Annotated in this window: 18 protein-coding genes; 8 read left to right on the top strand and 10 right to left on the bottom strand. The window is 74.5% G+C overall.

Annotation, left to right across the window (positions count from 1 at the left end; all coding sequences use genetic code 11):
- Window positions 1-16 precede the first annotated feature (16 nt).
- Complete coding sequence (locus AB0G52_RS28610) at window positions 17-1,174, top strand: XdhC family protein (protein ID WP_361339989.1); 1,158 nt, start codon at window positions 17-19, stop codon at window positions 1,172-1,174.
- A gap of 344 nt (window positions 1,175-1,518) precedes the next feature.
- On the opposite strand, the gene AB0G52_RS28605 is transcribed toward AB0G52_RS28610, so the two are convergent.
- Together AB0G52_RS28605 and AB0G52_RS28600 are read right to left on the bottom strand one after the other, a co-directional pair.
- On the bottom strand, window positions 1,519-2,172 hold the full coding sequence (locus AB0G52_RS28605; protein ID WP_361339986.1) for a Crp/Fnr family transcriptional regulator: 654 nt from the start codon (window positions 2,170-2,172) through the stop codon (window positions 1,519-1,521).
- Between the two features lie 115 nt (window positions 2,173-2,287).
- A complete protein-coding gene (locus tag AB0G52_RS28600; protein ID WP_361339983.1) occupies window positions 2,288-2,728 on the bottom strand; it encodes an SRPBCC family protein in 441 nt (146 codons plus the stop codon).
- A 159-nt stretch (window positions 2,729-2,887) separates the two neighbouring features.
- Between AB0G52_RS28600 and AB0G52_RS28595 the strand changes: the two genes are divergently transcribed.
- On the top strand, window positions 2,888-3,529 hold the full coding sequence (locus AB0G52_RS28595; RefSeq protein WP_361340098.1) for a phosphoribosyltransferase family protein: 642 nt from the start codon (window positions 2,888-2,890) through the stop codon (window positions 3,527-3,529).
- A 100-nt stretch (window positions 3,530-3,629) separates the two neighbouring features.
- Window positions 3,630-4,592 (top strand): serine/threonine-protein kinase, encoded by a 963-nt coding sequence (locus tag AB0G52_RS28590; RefSeq protein ID WP_132890001.1) that lies wholly within the window; start codon window positions 3,630-3,632, stop codon window positions 4,590-4,592.
- A 54-nt stretch (window positions 4,593-4,646) separates the two neighbouring features.
- Here AB0G52_RS28590 and AB0G52_RS28585 read toward each other — a convergent pair whose 3' ends face one another.
- Complete coding sequence (locus AB0G52_RS28585; RefSeq protein WP_361339980.1) at window positions 4,647-7,085, bottom strand: SpoIIE family protein phosphatase; 2,439 nt, start codon at window positions 7,083-7,085, stop codon at window positions 4,647-4,649.
- Window positions 7,086-7,298: 213 nt separating this feature from the next.
- On the opposite strand from AB0G52_RS28585, the gene AB0G52_RS28580 reads away from it, so the two are divergent.
- Entirely contained in the window at window positions 7,299-7,526 is a 228-nt protein-coding gene (locus tag AB0G52_RS28580) for a helix-turn-helix transcriptional regulator (RefSeq protein WP_132889999.1), read from the top strand.
- Window positions 7,527-7,604: 78 nt separating this feature from the next.
- On the top strand, window positions 7,605-8,765 hold the full coding sequence (locus tag AB0G52_RS28575; RefSeq protein WP_361340096.1) for an NAD(+)/NADH kinase: 1,161 nt from the start codon (window positions 7,605-7,607) through the stop codon (window positions 8,763-8,765).
- A 31-nt stretch (window positions 8,766-8,796) separates the two neighbouring features.
- Here the strand turns inward: AB0G52_RS28575 and AB0G52_RS28570 are convergent, their stop codons facing one another.
- Window positions 8,797-10,512: a hypothetical protein gene (locus tag AB0G52_RS28570; protein ID WP_132889998.1), complete on the bottom strand. Its 1,716-nt coding sequence runs from the start codon at window positions 10,510-10,512 to the stop codon at window positions 8,797-8,799.
- 135 nt (window positions 10,513-10,647) lie between these two features.
- A complete protein-coding gene (locus tag AB0G52_RS28565; protein ID WP_132889997.1) occupies window positions 10,648-11,991 on the bottom strand; it encodes a hypothetical protein in 1,344 nt (447 codons plus the stop codon).
- Between the two features lie 113 nt (window positions 11,992-12,104).
- Here AB0G52_RS28565 and AB0G52_RS28560 point away from each other — a divergent pair, with 113 nt between their 5' ends.
- The gene (locus tag AB0G52_RS28560) at window positions 12,105-13,379 is read left to right on the top strand and encodes a molybdopterin-dependent oxidoreductase (RefSeq protein WP_361339975.1); all 1,275 of its coding nucleotides are present in this window, start codon (window positions 12,105-12,107) and stop codon (window positions 13,377-13,379) included.
- A gap of 313 nt (window positions 13,380-13,692) precedes the next feature.
- Here AB0G52_RS28560 and AB0G52_RS28555 read toward each other — a convergent pair whose 3' ends face one another.
- From AB0G52_RS28555 to AB0G52_RS28545, 3 genes are all read right to left on the bottom strand, one after another.
- Window positions 13,693-14,436 (bottom strand): methyltransferase domain-containing protein, encoded by a 744-nt coding sequence (locus AB0G52_RS28555; protein ID WP_361339972.1) that lies wholly within the window; start codon window positions 14,434-14,436, stop codon window positions 13,693-13,695.
- Window positions 14,433-15,059, bottom strand: coding sequence for a DUF2064 domain-containing protein (locus AB0G52_RS28550; protein ID WP_361339969.1), 627 nt, complete (start codon window positions 15,057-15,059; stop codon window positions 14,433-14,435). The genes AB0G52_RS28555 and AB0G52_RS28550 overlap by 4 nt, the downstream gene beginning before the upstream one ends.
- Before the next feature lie 96 nt (window positions 15,060-15,155).
- The gene (locus tag AB0G52_RS28545; protein WP_132889993.1) at window positions 15,156-15,863 is read right to left on the bottom strand and encodes a glycosyltransferase family 2 protein; all 708 of its coding nucleotides are present in this window, start codon (window positions 15,861-15,863) and stop codon (window positions 15,156-15,158) included.
- Window positions 15,864-15,985: 122 nt separating this feature from the next.
- On the opposite strand from AB0G52_RS28545, the gene AB0G52_RS28540 reads away from it, so the two are divergent.
- Together AB0G52_RS28540 and AB0G52_RS28535 are read left to right on the top strand one after the other, a co-directional pair.
- A complete protein-coding gene (locus AB0G52_RS28540; RefSeq protein WP_132889992.1) occupies window positions 15,986-16,723 on the top strand; it encodes a response regulator transcription factor in 738 nt (245 codons plus the stop codon).
- A 1-nt stretch (window position 16,724) separates the two neighbouring features.
- On the top strand, window positions 16,725-17,837 hold the full coding sequence (locus tag AB0G52_RS28535) for a HAMP domain-containing sensor histidine kinase (protein ID WP_361339965.1): 1,113 nt from the start codon (window positions 16,725-16,727) through the stop codon (window positions 17,835-17,837).
- Between the two features lie 30 nt (window positions 17,838-17,867).
- On the opposite strand, the gene AB0G52_RS28530 is transcribed toward AB0G52_RS28535, so the two are convergent.
- Both AB0G52_RS28530 and AB0G52_RS28525 read right to left on the bottom strand, forming a co-directional pair.
- Window positions 17,868-18,869, bottom strand: a complete 1,002-nt coding sequence (locus AB0G52_RS28530; protein WP_132889990.1) for an NAD-dependent epimerase/dehydratase family protein — start codon at window positions 18,867-18,869, stop codon at window positions 17,868-17,870.
- 91 nt (window positions 18,870-18,960) lie between these two features.
- On the bottom strand, window positions 18,961-19,260 hold the full coding sequence (locus AB0G52_RS28525; protein WP_132889989.1) for an ANTAR domain-containing protein: 300 nt from the start codon (window positions 19,258-19,260) through the stop codon (window positions 18,961-18,963).
- Between the last annotated feature and the right edge of the window lie 83 nt (window positions 19,261-19,343).

The following is a 19,343-nucleotide window of genomic DNA, read 5'->3' as shown; positions in this document are numbered from 1 at the left end:
TCAAGGAGACCGAGACATGCTGGACATCGCCGAGGAGCTGAACCGGTGGGTGGCCGACGGCCGTGACTTCGCCGTGGCCACGGTGGTGGCGGTCGGGGGCAGCGCGCCGCGCCGGCCCGGGGCCGCGCTCGCGGTGGACGCCGACGGCACCGCCGTGGGCTCGGTCTCCGGGGGGTGCGTGGAGGGCGCCGTGTACGAGCTGTGCCGGCAGGCGCTGGAGGACGGGAAGACCGTCGTCGAGCGCTTCGGATACAGCGACGCGGACGCCTTCGCCGTCGGCCTGACCTGCGGGGGAGTCATCGACATCCTGGTGACCCCGATCCGGGCGGACGATCCCGTGCGGCCGGTGGTGGCCGCCGCGCTGGCCGCCGCCGCCCGCGGGGAGGCGGCGGCGGTCGCACGGATCGTCACCGGGCCGCCGGAGCTGGCGGGCCGGGCCCTGCTGGTGGCCGCCGACGGCTCCCGGGAAGGCGGCTTCGGCGCCCACCCGGAACTGGACCGCACGGTGGCCGCCGAGGCCGGTGCCTTCCTGGACACCGGCCGCACCGGCACCCTGGAGATCGGAGAGCAGGGCTCACGCTGCGGAGCGCCGCTCACGGTGCTGGTGGAGTCGTCCGTCCCGCCGCCCCGGATGATCGTCTTCGGGGCGATCGACTTCGCCTCGGCGCTGGTGCGCGTCGGCAAGTTCCTCGGCCACCACGTGACGGTGTGCGACGCGCGCCCCGTGTTCGCCACGAAGGCCCGGTTCCCGGACGCCGACGAGATCGTCGTCGAGTGGCCCCACAGGTACCTGGAGCGGACCCGGACCGACGGCCGTACCGTCCTGTGCGTCCTCACCCACGACGCCAAGTTCGACGTCCCGCTGCTCCGGCTCGCGCTCCGCCTCCCGGTGGCCTACGTCGGCGCGATGGGCTCCCGCCGCACCCACCTGGACCGCGCCGCCCGGCTGCGCGAGGTCGGCGTCACCGAACTGGAGCTGGCGCGTCTCAGGTCCCCCATCGGCCTCGACCTCGGCGCCCGCACCCCCGAGGAGACCGCCCTGTCCATCGCCGCCGAGATCGTCGCCGCCCGCCGGGGCGGCACCGGCGTCCCCCTGACCGGCGCCCACACCCCGATCCACCACGACGCGACCTCGACGCCGCCCCCCGCCCGGCGGATCGGTTCGGTGGCCTAGGGCGTGTTGCGAAAGTCCCGCCTGCCGCGCGACGCCATGCACGCTCCCCCAGCCTTCGGCCGGGGGGACCCCCAGAGCACGCACCTGACGCCGCGCGGCCCGCCCTCCGGGCGGACGACGGGACTTTCGCAACACGCCCTAGCCCTCCCCCTGCCCGGTCACCACCGGGTGGGCTCCCCCGGTGGCGCCCGGTCCGTTTCCCCCGATAGCCGAACCGGTCCGGGCGCCAGGGGATGATGGAAGCGCCTTCGCGGCCGTCGTACAGCGTCAAATGACGCATTCGGCACGGGGAGTTCCGTTCCGATGCGCCGGCGGTGCAAGCCGGTCCTGGCGCGGGCGGGCGCTCACTCCTCGGCCCAGCGTCGTAACCCCGCCAGGTCGAGTACGACCGTCCGGCCCCGGCCGGTCGCCACCAGGCCCTCCTGCTGCATCGCCCGCAGACAGCGCACCACGGACTCCCGGGACGCCCCCGTGGCGGAGGCCAGTTCCCGCTGGTTGACCTGGACGGCGACGGCACCCGGGGGTGCCTCGGAGGCGGCCGAGCCGTACTGGACCGCGAGTTTCACCAGCAGCCCGGCGACCCGGGCCCGGGTGGTACGGGCGCCCTGCTCGGCGCGCAGCCCGTCGGAGTCCCGCAACCGGCCCACCACACTGCGCAGCACCGCGAGGCACAGCGCCGAGTCCCGCTCCAGCAGCCGCAGAAAGGCGTCTCCGGCGACCACCACACCCGCCGAGCGGCGCATCGCGGTGACCGTGGCGCCCCGGGGACGGCCGTCGATGCAGGCGAGCTCGCCGAGGAGTTCACCGGGGCCGCGCAGGGCGAGCAGGCTGGTGTAGCCGTTCGCCGAGTCGACCGTCGCCTTGACCAGCCCGCCGGTGAGCAGGACGACGGAGTCGGCCGGGTCGCCCTCCCGCATCAGCACCTCCCCGCGCGCCCAGCCGCGCGGGTGTCCGGCCTCCCGTATCAGCTGGACCTCCCCGGGCGAGAAGAGTGCCACCCCCGAGCCTCCCCGCCGCGTCGACCCACGGTGACCGTTCGCCACCGGAGAGCCACTGTCCATCGTGCGGCCGGGATCTGCCAAGGGGGCGGCGACCGGTCGTCACCGGCTTCGGCTACGGGGTGCGCAGCAACGTGTTGAGCGTCCGGCCGAACACCGCGCGGGACGTCCGGCGCACCAGCGGGTCGAGGGCCGACGGCAGGCCCCGGACGCGCAACTCCTCGTGCCAGAGCACCCGGGTACGCCCGCCGGGCCCCGGGCGCACCTCCAACTCGGCCCAGCCCAGCACGACCCGGCCCTGTTTGACCAGGCGGCACCGGCCGGAGCCGCCCTCCCGCGGCGGCTCCCAGACGGTCACCTCCATCGGATCGTCGAACGACAGCGGCCCGAGGCCCGAGCGGGCCACGAAGACGGTGCCCTGGTGGGTCGGGGGATCGGTGAGCACGGTGACCCGGGTCAGCGGGATCGCGCCGGCGTGCCGGGGCCACTCGGTGAGCCGGCGCCACGCCTCGTCGATCGGCAGCGGGACCGTCCGCTGGAGGAGGAAATTGACCACGGCACGATCGTAGGGAACGGGCGACCGTGAAGGGGGCAGGCACCGAGTGTTCACATGAGCTGCAGAATCGTCCCGCCGGGCGGGCGGGGGGCTCGTCCCCGGCTCCGGGGTGTGACCATGGACGGAGGGGGGGCCGACCGCACCCCCGGAGGACACCCCATGCGCTACCGGGACCGCACCCAGGCGGGACGCGAACTCGCCGCCGCGCTGCGGGAGGTGCGGGACGAGGGCGCCCTGCCGGAGCCGGTCGTGCTGGCCCTGCCCCGGGGCGGCGCCGCCGTCGCCGTTCAGGTCGCGCGGGAGCTGTCGGCGCCGCTGGACGTGCTCGTCGTACGCAAGATCGGCGCCCCGCACCACGAGGAGTTCGGCGTCGGCGCGATCACCGGGGACGACCCGCCGCTCCTCGACCGGGCGACGCTGGCCCGGCTGGGCCTGAACGCGGAGGCGCTGGCCCCCGTGGTGGAGCGGGAGCGGCAGGAACTGCGCCGACGCGAGCGCCGGTACCGGCAGGGCCGCCCGCCGCCCGCGCTGCGCGGCCGTTCGGTGATCGTCGTGGACGACGGCCTGGCCACCGGTTCCACCGCCCGCGCCGCCCTGCGCCACGTCCGGCGCCAGGGGCCCGCCCGGACCGTGCTGGCCGTACCGGTCGGCGCGCCCGACTCCCTCGACGCGCTCGCCGCCGAGGCCGACCTGGTGGTCTGCCCGTTCCGGCCGGCCGTGTTCAGCTCGGTGGGCCAGTGGTACGACGACTTCGAGCAGCTGACGGACGCCGACGTGCTGGACGCCCTGCGCGGGGCCTGACGGGGCCCGGCGAGCGCGGGCGCCGTGACACCCCACTGGATACGATGTGTGCAGGGTCTGGCAGGTTCGTGCAGGTTCCGGCGTCACGGGGTGAGGCGTGATGGCGACGCACATCGCGGGCTACGAGGTCCAGGGCGAGATCGGACGCGGCGGCATGGCCGTCGTCTACCGCGCCAGGGACCTGCGTCTGGACCGCACCGTCGCCCTGAAGCTGCTCGCCCCGGAGATGGCCCGCAACGACACCTTCCGCCGCCGTTTCACCCACGAGTCACGGGTCGCGGCGGCCCTGGACCACCCGCACATCGTGCCGATCTTCGAGGCCGGTGAGACGGACGGGGTGCTGTACATCGCCATGCGGTACGTGTCCGGCCCCGATCTGCGCGCGCTGCTCGACAAGGAGGGTGTGCTGCCGGTGGCCGCGACCCTGCGCATCGCCGGCCAGGTGGCCTCCGCGCTGGACGCGGCCCACCGGCACGACCTGGTGCACCGGGACGTCAAGCCGGGCAACGTCCTGGTGGCGCAGGGCACCGACAGCGACCACCCCGAGCACGTCTACCTCACCGACTTCGGGCTGACCAAGAAGTCCCTGTCCCTGACGGGGTTCACCACGGTCGGCGAGTTCGTCGGGACGCTGGACTACGTGGCGCCGGAACAGATCTCGGGCCGTCCCGTGGACGGGCGGTGCGATCTCTACAGCCTGGCCTGCGTGGTCTTCGAGATGCTGGCCGGCGGGCCGCCGTTCGTACGGGACGAGGACATCGCGTTGCTGTGGGCGCACCAGTACGACCTTCCGCCCGCGCTGAGCGAGGTGCGGGCGGGGCTGCCGACGGCGTTCGACGACGTGTTCGCCAAGGCGTTGGCCAAGACCCCCGAGGACCGCTACGACTCCTGCCTGGAGTTCATCGGCGCGCTGCGGTCCGCCGCGTACGGGGCCGGACCGGTCGCGCCGACCCCGGCGGACCGCGCCGCCGACACGTCCCCCACGCTCGGCCGCCCCACCACCGCGCCCCCGTCCCCACCGACCTGGGCCCGCCCGGTCCTCACCCCCCACCCCGCCGGCTGACCCCTCGCTCGGGGAACCCTGGCCCGGGCCCTTCGCACGGCGGGTGGGTTTGGCTCAGCCCTCCGTCAGGAACTGTTCGGCCCAGACCGTCTTGCCGGTGCTGGCGTGGCGGGTGCCCCAGCGCTGGGACAGCTGGCCGACGAGCAGGAGCCCGCGGCCGCCCTCGTCGTAGGTGTGGGCGCGCCGCATGTGCGGCGCGGTGCTGCTGGAGTCGAAGACCTCGCAGGTGAGGGTGTGGCCGTCGTGGATGAGCCGGAGCCGGACCGGCGGGCGGCCGTACCGGAACGCGTTGGTGACCAGTTCGCTGACGATGAGCTCGGTGATGAACGCGGCGTCCTCCAGCCGCCAGGCGACCAGCTGGTCGGTGGCCCGCTTGCGGGCCTCGGCGACCGCGGCGAGGTCGAAGGGCAGCTCCCAGGTGGCCACCCGGTCCGCGTGCAGGGCGCGGGTGCGGGCGACGAGCAGGGCGATGTCGTCGTCGGGGCGGTGCGTGAGCATGGACGTCAGGACCCGGTCGCAGACGGTGTCCAGGCTCTGCGCGGGGCGGGCGAGCGCGGCGAACATCTTGTCCAGGGCGTCGTCGATGTCGTGGTCGCGGGGTTCCAGCAGGCCGTTGGTGTAGAGGGCGATCACACTGCCCTCGGGCAGCTCCGTCCCGAACGACTCGAAGGGCAGCCCGCCGAGGCCGAGCGGGGGACCGGCGGGGACGTCGAGGAAGGTCACGGCGCCCTCGGTGACCACGGCGGGCGGCGGATGGCCGGCGCGGGCGACGTCGAGGCGCCGGGTGACCGGGTCGTACACGCCGTACAGACAGGTCGTGCCCACGCCGCCGGCGGCCTCCGCACCGTCGGTGTCGCCCTCCTCGGCGGACAGGTGGACGACCAGGTCGTCGAGGTGGCTGAGGAGTTCGTCGGGCGGCAGGTCGACGTCGGCCAGCGTCCGCACCGCCGTACGCACCCGGCCCATGGTGGCGGCGGCCCGGATGCCGTGGCCGACGACGTCGCCGACGACCAGCGCGACCCTGGTGCCGGACAGCGGGATGACGTCGAACCAGTCGCCGCCCACCCCGGCCTGGCTGACCGAGGGCAGATAGCGGGTGGCGATGTCCAGGGCGGACTGCTCGGGCAGCGTGTGCGGCAGCAGGCTGCGTTGCAGGGTCATCGTGGTGGTGTGCTGCCGTTCGGTGCGTGCGGTGCCGTGGATGCTGGTGGCCGCCCGGGCCGCCAGCTGCTCGGCGATCCACAGGTCGTCGGCGTCGAACGGCTCGGTCCACCGGTTCCGGCCGAACAGCGCGACGCCGAACGTGGCACCGGCCGCGGTGAGCGGCACCGCGAGCAGCGAGTGCGCCCCGCTCTCCCGGATCCACGCGGCGGCCCCCGGGTCCTCCAGCGCCCAGCGGCCCACCACCTCGTCGTCCGCCGCGTACACCGCGCCCCGTCCGTCGGCCAGGCACCGGCCCGAGGGCGACCAGGGCGGGCAGCGCAGCACCTCGCCCGAGGGGTGCGGCGGCGGTGGCGCGTCGGGCACCGAGCGGACGGCCGCGCGGCGCAGCGTCCGGCCCCCGGACGGGGGTCCCCCGTCCCGGCCGGGGGGCCGGTGCGCGGGCCCGGTCGAGCGCGGCGGAGTGTCCAGCAGGTCGACGGTGCACACGTCTGCGAAGCCGGGCACGGCGACGTCGGCCAGCTCCCGCGCGGTGCGCTGCACGTCGGGGGTGGTGCCGATGCGTGTTCCGGCGTCGCTCAGCAGCAGCATCCGCTGCCGTACCAGCCGCTCGGACGGGTCGGAGTGGGCCGTCAGGGCCACCCCCCGCACCCGGCCGCCCGGGTCCGTCAGCGGCACGATCCGGGCGTGCCAGTCGCGCGCCGGATCGGCCGGGTCCAGGTGCAGGTGGACGTCCTGCGGGGCGCCGCCGTCCAGGATCCGCCGCATCCTCGCCTCGGCCTCGGCGCTGCCCTCGTACGGTGCGATGTCCGTCAGCCGCAGCCCGCGTATCGTCCCCTCGGCCAGGGACAGCGCCCGCTGCATCCCGGCGCTGGCCCGTACCAGCCGCAGCCCCGCGTCGAAGACGGCGGCGACGCACGGGGACTGGTCGAAGGCCCATTCCCCCAGTTCCTGACCGGTGGTCGGCGGCAGCCCGGTGACGGCGGACACCACCAGCCACTCCGTGCCGCCCAGCGGTTCGCCGACGGGCCTGCGGTGGACCAGCACGTCGTGGTCCAGCCGGTGCCCGTCGTGGTGGCGCAGGGCCGCGGTGCCGCTCCAGCGCGGCCCCGCGGCGGCCTCCCGCCAGGTCTCCCCGTCCGGTTCGGCGAGCAGTTCGGTCGCCTTGTGCCCCAGGATCTCGGCGGCCGGATAGCCCAGCAGCACCCCTGCGCCGTCGCTCCAGCCGGTCACGACGCCCCGCTCGTCGACCGTGACCGCGGCGGTGCGGCCCCCCTGGGGTACGGCGTGGGTCCCCGCCGGGCTGCTGGGAGAGGTGGGAGGTCGTTCCATCGCCGCTCATCCTTCGCGGAACCTGCACGGCCGCTTCTCCTCCCCAGGATGATCCCGGTCGGCACGGAGCACCAATCCGCTGCGGTCCCGGTCGCCGCCCGCCGGGTGCCTGTGACACGCCTGTGACGGTCGGCGGACACCGTCATGACGTCGCCTTGTCAGGGTTTTCTAAACGGACAAAACGTACTTATCGGTTTTGTGGAGGAACTCCTCATGAGCGTCGCCGTCACCGAGCACACCGAGACCGCCGCCGTCGCGCTGGCCCCGCGTGAGCGCGAGACGCTCCGGCACATCGCCGCGGGCCGCACCTACCTCCAGGCGGCCCGCCAGATGGGCCTGTCCCGGCACACCGTCGACGCCTACCTCCGCCGGATCCGCGCCAAGCTCGACATCAGCACCACCGCCGAACTGACCCGGCTGGCCGTCTCCCTCGGTCTGTGATCCCGCTCCGCCCGACAGATCCGCCTCCGGCGTGACAGCGTGGGAGCAGCGGCGGTCATGGCGTTCCTGGAGGCGGAGATGACGGTGAGCGGGCTGGGACTGGTGGTGCACGGGGGCCGTGCGGAGGCGGTGGACGCGGCCCGTGCGGTACGGGCGTGGGCCGCGGAGCGCGACGTGCCGTGCACCGACATCGACGTGTGGCACGACGGCGGACGGCACAGCTCCGGCGAGGAGGTCGCGGCCGCCGGCGACCCCGATCTGATCGTCACCCTCGGCGGTGACGGCACCTTCCTGCGCGGCGCCCGGCTCGCCGCCCGCAACGACGCGCTGGTCCTCGGCGTCGACCTGGGCCGGGTCGGCTTCCTGACCGACGTGCCGGTCCGCTCGGTCACCGAGGCGCTGGACGCGGTGCACGAGGACCGGTTCGACGTCGACAGCCGGCTGCTGCTCACCATGCGCTCCTCGCGCAGGCTCGAAGTGCCCGCCCAGATGGGGGACCTGATGCAGTACGGCCGGGGACCGCTGCTGCCGCCGCCCCAGGTGCGCACCGACTGCGAACAGGACCCCGACTGGGGCGTCCCGCTGCACATCACCGCCGTCAACGACGTCGTCCTGGAGAAACTGTCCCGGGACCGCCAGGTGTCGGTGGGCGTGTACATCTCCGGACGCCTGCTCGCCTCGTACTCCGCCGACGCGCTGCTGGTGGCCACCTCCACCGGTTCGACCGCCTACAGCTTCGCCGCCGGCGGACCCGTCGTCTCGCCCCGCGCGGAGGCGCTCGTGTTCACCCCGGTCGCCCCGCACATGGCGTTCGACCGCTCCGTCGTCACCGCCCCCGACGAGGCGGTCGGCCTGCGCGTCCTGGAACGCTCGGGACCGGCCGCGGTCAGCGTCGACGGACAGGTGCGGGGCGTCGTGGAACCGGGTGACTGGATCGGCGTGTACGCCGCCCCGAAGCGGCTGCGGGTGGTCCGGCTGGCGCCCATGGACTTCTACGGCCGGCTGCGCGAGCGCATGAACCTGACCGACGCGCCCGCCGCGGTCGCCGACGGCACCCCGGCCCCCCTGTGGTCGCTGACCGCGCCCCCGCCGGGCGACCTCGCGCACCTCTCCTTCCCGCTCCTCGCCGAGCAGCGCGCCCAGGCGGACGCGGCCTGCGCCGACGGGCGGGACGGCGCCGCCCCCGCACCGCAGGAGCCGTCGCTCCCGCGGTCGCCGCGGGAGGCCGACCGCCCGTGACCGCCGCCACCATGGCGCGGGCAGCGGCAGGTCAGTCCCCGGGGCGCACCGCGGGGATGCCGAGGGCGACCGGGCCGGTCTTGCAGGAGTCGTGGCAGTCCTTCTCCAGGCTGCAGCACAGCGAGCAGATCGGCCCCGAGTGGAACGGGCAGCCCGCCACGTCCGGCCGCTCGAACCCGGTCGCGCACACCGTGCAGGTCAGCACGGCCGCCGACGGCAGCCCGTCCGCGCCGAGCAGCGGCTCGGCGAGGTCGTCGACGCGGGCGATGTAGTACCTGCCCCTGGTCACCACCGCGAGCAGCGGCGAGAGCACCATCGCGAGGAACAGCGCGACGAACGGCGAGTACGCCTTGGCGTAGGCACCGAAGGCGTCGAAGTACGCGGCGATCGAGACCGCCGACGCGATCAGCATCGAGCCGAAGCCGACCGGGTTGAAGTGGTGCAGATGGGCCCGCTTGAACTCGATGTACGACGGGCTCAGCCCCAGCGGCTTGTTGATGACCAGGTCGGCCACGACCGCGCCGATCCAGGCGATCGCCACGTTGGAGTAGAAGCCGAGCACGGTGTTCAGGAAGCCGAAGACGCCCGCCTCCATCAGGGCCAGCGCGATGCCCACGTTGAGGAAGATGTAGACCACGCGGCCCGGGTGACGGTGGGTCAGCCGGGAGAAGAAGTTCGACCAGGACAGCGAACCGGAGTACGCGTTCGTCGAGTTGATCTTCACCTGCGACAGGATCACGAAGAAGGTGGCGAGACCCAGCGCGATGGGCGCCGCGAACGTCCCGAAGCCGTGCACGTACTGCTGGATCGGCTCGTTCGCCTTGGCCAGCCCCACGCTGCCCGCGATGGAGAAGGCGAGGAACGCCCCGCCGATCTGCTTCGCCGCGCCGAGCACCACCCAGCCGGGACCGGCGGAGAGCACCGCCGCCCACCACTTCTTCCCGTTCTCCGGCGTCCGGTCCGGCATGAACCGCAGATAGTCGACCTGCTCACCGATCTGCGCGATCAGCGACAGCGCCACCCCGGCGCCCGCGCCCACGCCGAGCGCGCTGATGCCCGACCCGGTGGGGGAGTCGCCCGCGAAGTGCGTGAACTGCGAGAACTTCCCCGGATCCTGGACCGCGACGGACACGAACGGCGCGACCATCAGCACCAGCCACACCGGCTGGGTCCACACCTGCATCCTCGACAGCGCGGTCATGCCGTAGACGACCAGCGGCAGGATGACGAGCGAGCAGATCAGGTACCCCACCGCGAGCGGGATGTGCAGGCCCAGTTCCAGGGCCTGCGCCATGATCGAGCCTTCGAGGGCGAAGAAGATGAAGGTGAAGCTGGCGTAGATGACCGAGGTCAGGGTCGACCCGAGGTAGCCGAAGCCCGCGCCCCGGGTCAACAGGTCCATGTCGATGGAGTACTTGGCCGAGTAGTAGGAGATCGGCACCCCGGTCAGGAAGATGACCACCGCGGCCGCCAGGATCGCGACCATCGCGCTGGAGAAGCCGTGGGAGACGGCGATCGAGCCGCCGATCGCGAAGTCCGCGAGATAGGCGATGCCGCCCAGCGCGGTCGTCGCCACCACGTAGGGGGTCCAGCGGCGGAAGGACTTCGGCGCGTAGCGCAGCGAGTAGTCCTCCAGCGTGTCGTTCTTCGCCCAGGCTCCGTAGGTCCGTGTGCCGTCCGTGCGTTGGCCGTCCGTCCGGCCCTCCGCCGCGGCGGGCGGCGTCTCCTTGCCGACGATCTCCGTCACGACTCTTCCCTCTTCTCGTCCCCGGTCGTTTGCAGGGAAGAGTCCCGGGGCGCTGTTTCCCGGGCGTTGCACCGGCTTTAAAAGACCGGCCCTTGAGGGCTCTTGCCCGGCAACTGCCGTCAGGGCAGACCGGTTTCACCAGCCGGTGAGCAGCAGGTGGTTCAGCAGCAGCGCGAGCACCGCCTGGGCCAGGAGCCAGCCCCGCGTCCGGGGAAGGAAGGCGGCGGCGGCCGGCAGCCACACCGCGAACGGCAGCCAGATCCGCTCCGTCTCCGCCTTGCTCATCCCGGACAGGTCCGCGACCAGCAGCGCGAGCAGGACCACGCCCACGAGAAGGGCGAGGCGGAGCTCGGGTCCGGGCGCGGTCCGGCGCCGGGCCAGGACGGCACCGGCCCGGCGCAGCCCCGCCACCGTCGCCGGACCGGTGACGAGCACCGTGCAGGCCAGGTTCGCCCACACCCAGTAGCCGTACGGCCGGATCCGGCCGATGCCCTGGTAGTAGCGCGTCACCAGCAGCCGGTACCCCTGCCACCAGTCGAACCCGGCGAGCGTGAACAGGCACGGCACGACGGCCGCCCCCGCCACCAGCAGCACCACGAGGACCGGCCGCGCCCGCACCCCCCTGCGGCCGAGCAGCAGTACCGCCGCCAGGGGCAGCGCGAACAGCGCCAGACCGTACGACAGGTAGCAGGTCAGGCCGTACAGCAGCCCCGCGCCCACCGCCCACCCCGGGGACCGCCCGGTCACCGCGAGCGCGAGGAGCGCGACCGCCCAGGCGGCGACCGCCGTGAAGTAGCCGTCGGCCGAGACGCCCACCCACACCGCGGCCGGGGTCACCACCAGGAAGGGCGCGGCCCGCCGGGCGAGCCGCTCCTCGGTGAGCGCCCGCACCGCCACCAGAACGGCGACGCAGGCCGTGGACCCGACGGTGACGCACCAGGCGCCCGCCCACCCGCCGCCGTGCAGTCCCGCCCGGTCCAGCAGGACGAACGTGAGGGTCGCCGCCGGGGGATGCCCGGCGACGTGCACGGGCCAGGGTGCCGCGGTGCCGTCGACGATGTGCCGGCTGAAGTCCCGCAGGGTCGCCGGTATGTCGTGGAAGCGCCCGACGGCGGTGAGGTACTCGTTCGGCCTGGTGAGTCGGCCCGCCACGCCCCGCTGCCAGCCGTCGACCAGCGCCAGGGACCACGTCCAGGCCAGCGAGCAGCCAAAGGCCGCGCCGAGCAGGCCGCGCCACGGCAGCCGGACCGCGAGGGCCGGCCCGTACGCCACCACGGCGGCCCCGACGAGCACGGCGGCCGGGGTGCCCGGTCCCAGGTGCGGGTCCCAGTCGGCGAACAGCGGCGGCCAGTGCACGAACAGGACACGGTAGGCGTCCTGGAGGTGCCGGCCGACCAGGACGGCGGCGAGCACGAGCAGGGCGGCGGCGAGGACGGCGGCCGGATCGGCGTACCGGCCGCGAAGAGGGGTGCGGGTCACACCGGAACGCTAGGGCAGCGACCGGGCGACGCCGTGGATCAGTGGGCGGACGTCAGACTTTCGTCATGGGCCGGTTGCCCGTCGCGGGCGTGCTCCCGGCCTACGGTCGGAGCATGCGAGACGACGATCCACGGCTCCCCACCTCACCCCGTTTCTGGCGCAGCCCGCTGCGGGGCACCTGGTTCACCTCGGTCCTCGGTCTGGTGCTGCTCGGCGGTGTCACCGTGCTGTTCGTGACCGGACTGGTGTCGTACGCCGCGTACAACCCGGACCTGGCCCCGGTGAACGACCAGACCCCGGACAAGGGACTCCTCGGCTTCTACCTGTTCTCCTGGCCGACCAACCCGTACTGGCTGTACCGGCTCACCCAGGGCCTGCACGTCACCCTCGGGATCACGCTGATCCCCGTCCTGCTAGCCAAGCTGTGGTCCGTGGTGCCGAAGCTGTTCGCGCTGCCCCCGGCCCGCTCCCTCACCCACGCCCTGGAGCGCCTCTCGCTGCTGCTGCTCGTCGGCGGCGGCCTGTTCGAGTTCGTCACCGGAGTCCTCAACGTCCAGCTCGACTACGTCTTCCCCGGCTCCTTCTACCCCCTGCACTTCTACGGTGCCTGGGTGTTCTTCGCCGCGTTCCTGGCCCATGCGGCGCTGAAGACCCCGACGGCCCTGCGTGCGGTCCGCGGGCGGGGCACCGAGGAGCGCCTGCCCCAGCCGGCGGCGGTGCCGGCGGACGAGGGCGGGTTGGCGTCGCCCCGGCCGGCCCCGCCGACCGTGGGCCGGCGGGGAGCGTTGTGGTTCGTCGGGGGCGGGTCGCTGCTCCTGCTCGTCACGACGGCCGGGCAGAGCATCGGGGGCGCGTGGCGGCGTACCGCCCTGCTCGCCCCGCACGGCTGGGCCGACCCCGGCGGCGGCCCGAACGGCTTCCAGATCAACAAGACGGCCGGGTACGCCGGCATCGACCCGAGACAGACCGCGGAGGGGACCTGGCGGCTCGTCGTCACGGGGCGGGGCGGGCGGACGGTCCGCCTCAGCCGCGCCGAACTCCTGCGGCTTCCCCAGCACAGCGCCGCGCTGCCCATCGCCTGCGTGGAGGGCTGGTCGACCGCCGACCAGTGGTGGCGCGGGGTGCGGCTGCGCGACCTCGCCGCCCTCGTCGGCCACGACGGCGACCCGCCGGACGTCCTCGTCGAGTCCCTCCAGCTGCACGGCGCCTTCCGCCGCGGGGCGCTGCGCGCCAACCAGGTCGCCGACCCGCGCTCCCTGCTCGCGCTGCGGGTCAACGGCGAGGACCTGTCCCCGGACCACGGCTACCCGGCCCGCGTGATCGTGCCGGCCGCTCCCGGTGTGCTCAACACCAAGTGGGTGGCCCGGCTGACCTTCGGGGAGCTGTGATGCGCCCCCGTCTCGTCGTCGGCAGCCCGTTCCAGCTCCTCCTGCTGGTCTGCTCGTTCGCGCTCGCCGCCTATGCCGGCGTCAGGCTGCTGGCCGGGGACTGGTTCGGGGTGGCGCTGTGGATCGTGGGCGCCGCCCTGCTGCACGACCTGGTGCTGCTGCCGCTCTACGCCCTGGCCGACCGTGCGGTGGTACGGGGGCTGGGCGCCGCGGGCCGGCGGGAGCGGACGATGTACGTCCGGGTCCCCGCCGCGCTCTCCGGGCTGCTCCTGCTGGTGTGGTTCCCGCTGATCAGCGGGACGGTGGCCGGTTCCTACCGGTCGGCCACCGGCCTGTCCCCGGACGGCTTCGCGGCCCGCTGGCTGCTGATCACCGCCGTGCTCTTCGGCGGCTCGGCGCTGCTCCTGGTGGTGCGGCTGCGCAGGCAGACGAAGCGGCGTCCGCCGGCCGTCCACTGACCGGTGGGCGCCCAGCCCCGGGCGTACCGCAGCAGGGCCGGGGTGCCGAGCCGTGCCCAGAGGAAGGGCTCCCCGACGGCTCCCCGGGCGTCGGTGAGGTGGACAAGGGCGCGTTCGTCGACGTCCACGGGCACGGTCTCGGCGATCAACAGGCCACCGGGCGCCAGGAGTTGCCCGACACGGTCCAGGAGCAGGGCGGGGTCGCCGCCGATCCCGACGTTGCCGTCCATGAGCAGCACGGTGCCCCAGCGGCCCTCACCGGGCAGCGGCTGGAAGACCGAACGGCGCAGGGCCTGGCCGCCGAGGTGCACGGTGTGGTCGACGGCGGCCGTGCTGACGTCGACGCCGAGGACGGTACGCCCCCGGGCGGCGAGTTCGGCGACGAGCCGTCCCGGGCCGCAGCCGACGTCCAGGACGGCACCCTCGCAGCGGTCCAGTACCGCACGGTCCACCGCATCGGCCCGTGCGCACCAGCGCTCGACCTCCAGGGGCAGCAGCCAGCCGTCGGTACGGCGCAGGTACAACGGGCCGCGCCCGGCGCGCAGGGCGGCCGCGTAGGGATCGGCGCCGGTCCAGGCGACGGGCGGCGAGGTGGTCACCGGCGGCCCGTACCGCTGTGCGCCGTGCACCGGGCCAGCCGGGCGGCGAACCGGCCGTGCGGGACCAGGGCCGCGACCGCCGTGGCGTCGGCGGCGGTGTCCACGTCCCGCAGCCGCGGCAGGTCCCGCACGCGCAGTCCGGCGGCGGTGAGCCGCCGCCGCTGGACCTCACCCGTCCGGGGGCTGGACATCGGCACCCCGAGCAGCAGCCCGGGGTCCGGATCGGCCAGCCCCAGCGCCCAGAACCCACCGTCCTCGGCGGGACCGAAGTACGCGTCGCACCCCGTGAAGTCCACCGTGAGCAGGGCCGGGGTGACCTGCGGGGTGTCCATGCCGATGAGCAGGGTGGGGCCGGCGCAGTGGGCGAAGGCGTCGGCGAGACGCGCGTCGAGCCCGCCCGCGCACTGCGGCACGACGTCGAAGCCGGGCGGCAGCCAGGGCCCCGGACTGCCGTCGAGGGCGAGGACCCTGCGGGTGGCGGGGGCCCCGGCGACGGCGTGCAGCGTGTCGGCGAGTGAGGCCTCGGCGAGCGCGGCGGCCTGCTCGGGCGAGAAGGGCGGGGTGAGCCGCGTCTTGACCCTGCCGGGGCGGGGTTCCTTGGCGATGACGAGGAGGGTGGTCATGGGGGTTCCCTGGATACGGCGCGGTGGGCTGGAAAGGGGGGCGGCGGCCCGGCGGGGGCGCGGGACCGCGTCGACGTGCGGCTCGCCGGGGGGCGATCAGTCCCCCTCCGCGCCCCGGGCCCGGGGCGGTTCGTTCAGCACCCGGCTCATGTCCCGCACCGCCTGCCACGTGCCGCGCCAGGTCCCGGTCACCTTGGACCGGCCGGTGCGCGGCAGGTAGGCCACGTCGTGCTCGGTGACCCGCCAGCCCGCGTCGGCGGCCCGCACCACCATCTGCAACGGGTAACCGCTGCGCCGGTCGTCGAGGGACAGGGACAGCAGCGGTTCCCGGCGGGCCGCCCGCAGCGGCCCCAGGTCGTGCAGGCGCAGCCCGGTCCGGCGCCGCAGCATCCGCGCCAGCGCCAGGTTGCCCGCGCGGGCGTGCGCCGGCCAGGCGCCGCGCTCCTGCGGTCGCCGTCGGCCGAGCACCAGGTCGGCCCGCCCGTCGGCGACTTCCCGCACGAACGGTACGAGGAGTCCCGGGTCGAGGGACGCGTCGCAGTCGCAGAAGCAGACGATGTCGGCGCTCGCCGCGGTCAGCCCCGCGTGGCAGGCCGCGCCGAAGCCGCGCCGCGCCTCGCGCACGACGGTCGCCCCGAGCGCCCGCGCGATGTCCGCCGAGCCGTCGGTGGAACCGTTGTCCACCACGAGGGCCCGCCAGCCCGCGGGGATCCGGCCGAGCACCCAGGGCAGTGCCTGGGCTTCGTTCAGACAGGGGAGGACGACGTCCACGTCCGTCGACGATGAGGTGGGTGAGGTGGTCACGGTGTCACCCTACGAACGCGAACCGGACATAACGGACCCAGGACCCTTACGAAACGCGGACGTCGTGCCCGTTGCCGTCGTCGGGCGCGACACCCGCGCGAGCCCGGTGCGAGGGTGGAGGCATGCAACAGCCGTACGAGCTCACCGAGGCCGCCGCCACCGCCGGGGCCGCCCGGATCCTGGTGGTCGACGACGATCCCACCGTCGCCGAGGTCGTCGCCGGGTACCTCGACCGCGCCGGCCACCTCGTGGACCGCGCGGGCGACGGCCCCACCGCCCTGACCCGGGCCGCGGCCCACTGGCCCGACCTGGTGGTGCTCGACCTGATGCTGCCCGGCATGGACGGCCTGGAGGTCTGCCGGCGGCTGCGCGACCGGGCCCCCGTCCCGGTCATCATGCTCACCGCGCGCGGCGACGAGGACGACCGCATCATGGGCCTGGAGGTCGGCGCCGACGACTACGTCACCAAGCCCTTCAGCCCCCGCGAACTTGTGCTGCGGGTCGAGTCGGTGCTGCGCCGCAGCCACCCCGCGTCCACCGCGCACCCCCTGACGGCCGCCGGGCTCACCCTCGACACCGGCGCCCGCCGCGCCACCAAGAACGGCACCGAACTCGCCCTCACCCTGCGCGAGTTCGACCTGCTTGCGTTCTTCCTGCGGCACCCGGGCCGGGCGTACGGCAGGGAGGACCTGATGCAGGCGGTGTGGGGCTGGGACTTCGGCGACCTGTCCACGGTCACCGTCCATGTCCGGCGGCTGCGCGCCAAGGTGGAGGACGATCCGGCCCGGCCGCGCCTGATCCGGACGGTGTGGGGCGTCGGCTACCGCTTCGAACCGGGCGGAACGCAGGAAGGGGCCTGAGATGCGCGACACCTTCCTCATCGCCCTGTACGCCTTCGCGGGCGCCGCCGCCACCGGCCTGCTCGGCGCGGCGGCGTTGCGCCTGCTGCGCCGCCGCTCGCTCACCGCGTCCCTCGCGGTGGTCGCCGCCGTCGGCGTGGTCGCGATGCTCGCCGGGACCCTGGCCGTCGCCTGGGCGATGTTCCTCTCCTCGCACGACCTGTCGGTGGTGACCACGGTCGTCGCGATGGCGGCCGCCGTGTCGCTCGCGACGGCGCTGGTCCTGGGCCGCTGGGTCGTCGCGCGCAGCCGTGAACTCGCGCTCGCGGCCCGGTCGTTCGGCGAACACGGCGACTTCGCCGAACCCGAGGTCCCGGCCACCGCGGAACTCGCCGCGGTGAGCCGCGAACTGGCGGCCACCAGCGCGAAGCTCGCCGAGTCCCGGGAGCGCGAACGCGCGTTGGAGACCTCGCGCCGGGAACTGGTCGCCTGGATCTCGCACGACCTGCGCACCCCGCTCGCCGGACTGCGCGCCATGTCCGAAGCGCTGGAGGACGGTGTCGCCGCCGACCCGGACCGCTATCTCAAGCAGATCCGCACCGAGGTCGAACGCCTCAACGACATGGTCGGCGACCTCTTCGAACTCTCCCGCATCCACGCCGGGGCGCTGTCGCTGAGCCCGAGCCGGATGTCGCTGTACGACCTCGTCGGCGACGCCCTCGCGGGCGCCGACCCGCTCGCCCGTGAGCACGGCGTGCGGCTGGTCGGCGACCGGGTGGAACCGGTGCCGGTCGAGGTGGACGGCAAGGAGATGAGCCGGGTACTGGGCAACCTCCTGGTGAACGCGATCCGCCGGACACCCCCGGACGGCACGGTCGCGGTCGCCGCCGAACGCGGTCCCGACGGTGTCGTCCTGTCCGTCACCGACGGCTGCGGCGGCATCCCCGAGGACGACCTGCCCCGGGTCTTCGACACCGGCTGGCGCGGCAGCCACGCGCGGACGCCCCCGGCGGGCGCGGGCCTCGGCCTCGCCATCGTCCGGGGGATCGTGGAGGCCCACCGGGGGACGGCCACCGTGCACAACATCCCCGGCGGCTGCCGCTTCGAGGTGGTGCTGCCCACCACCGCTTCCTGATCGCGGGCAGCACCACCGGTCCGTCCGGGACTACGCGTCCCGCATCCCGGCCCGCGCGAACTCCGCCATGCCGTCCGCGAACCCGACCTCCGGCTTCCAGCCCAGCTCGGCCCGCAGCCGCGCCGAGTCGGCCGTGATGTGCCGTACGTCGCCGAGCCGGTACTCGCCGGTGACCACCGGCATCGGGCCGCCGTGGGCCTCGGCCAGCGCACGGGCCATCTCCCCGACGGTGTGCGGCTCCCCGCTGCCGGTGTTGTACACGGTCAGCGCGCCCGTCGCCGACCGCGCCTCGAGGGCCGTCGCGTTGGCGGCGGCCACGTCCCGGACGTGCACGAAGTCCCGGCGCTGCCCTCCGTCCTCGTACACCCGGGGGGCCTCGCCGCGGGCGAGCGCCGACCGGAAGAAGGAGGCGACGCCCGCGTAGGGGGTGTCCCGGGGCATCCGGGGGCCGTACACGTTGTGGTAGCGCAGCGACACCGCCGAGCCGCCCGTCGCGCGGGCCCAGGCGGCGGCCAGGTGCTCCTGGGCCAGTTTGGTGGTGGCGTACACGTTGCGCGGGTCGGCCGGGGCATCCTCGCCGACCAGCCCGGGGGCCAGGTCGGCGCCGCACACCGGGCAGGCCGGCTCGAACCGGCCGGCGTCCAGATCGGCGACGGCACGCGGGCCGGGCCGTACGACGCCGTGTCGCGGGCACTCGTACCGGCCCTCCCCGTACACCACCATCGAACCGGCCAGCACCAGGTGCCGTACGCCCGCGTCGGCCATCGCGGCGAGCAGCACCGCCGTGCCGAGGTCGTTGTGGGACACGTACTCCGCCGCGTCCCCGAAGCCGGTCCCGAGTCCCACCATGGCGGCCTGGTGGCAGACGGCGTCCACGCCCGCCAGCGCCCGCCCGACCGCCATCGGGTCGCGGACGTCGGCGCCGGGTCCGTGCCGCACGTCGAACACCACCGCCTCGTGTCCGCGCGCCTCCAACGCCTCGACCACATGGGACCCGATGAACCCGGCACCGCCGGTGACCAGTACACGCATACGGTCACGCTAGGTCCGCCCGGCCCCCGGGCCACGCGCCCACGCCCTCAGGTCACCACTTCGTAAGACACGCGACCGGCCCCCGGGCCCGTCACCGGGACGCCCGGCTCCGGAGCACGGCCGTGTCCAGGGCGCCGCGCACCTCCTGCGGGAGCCATCCGCAGCGCGGCCACTGGACGATGTGTTCCGCGATCTCGCGCAGCTTGGTGTTGGTGTGCTGCGAGACCTCCCGGAGGATCTCCCAGGCCGTGTCGGGACCCACCCGGGCGTACGCGACGACGACGCCCATCGCCTGGTCGACGACGGCGTGCGCGGTCACGGCGCGCCGGAGCTGGGCGACCTCCTCTTCGAGAGCCGCGATCCGGTCGGCGCTGGTGAGGGGTTCTGGCATCGAGGGCGGGCCTTCTGCTCGGTCGGGCGGTCCGGTCCTTATGACTGCTGCCCGCTGTGGGCGGCCGTGAAGGTCCGGTGGAC

The sequence above is a fragment of the Streptomyces sp. NPDC021562 genome, assembly GCF_040640875.1.
Classification (GTDB): domain Bacteria; phylum Actinomycetota; class Actinomycetes; order Streptomycetales; family Streptomycetaceae; genus Streptomyces.
Note: the sequence above shows the minus strand (reverse complement) of the source record. Positions and strands in the feature narration are given on the sequence as shown.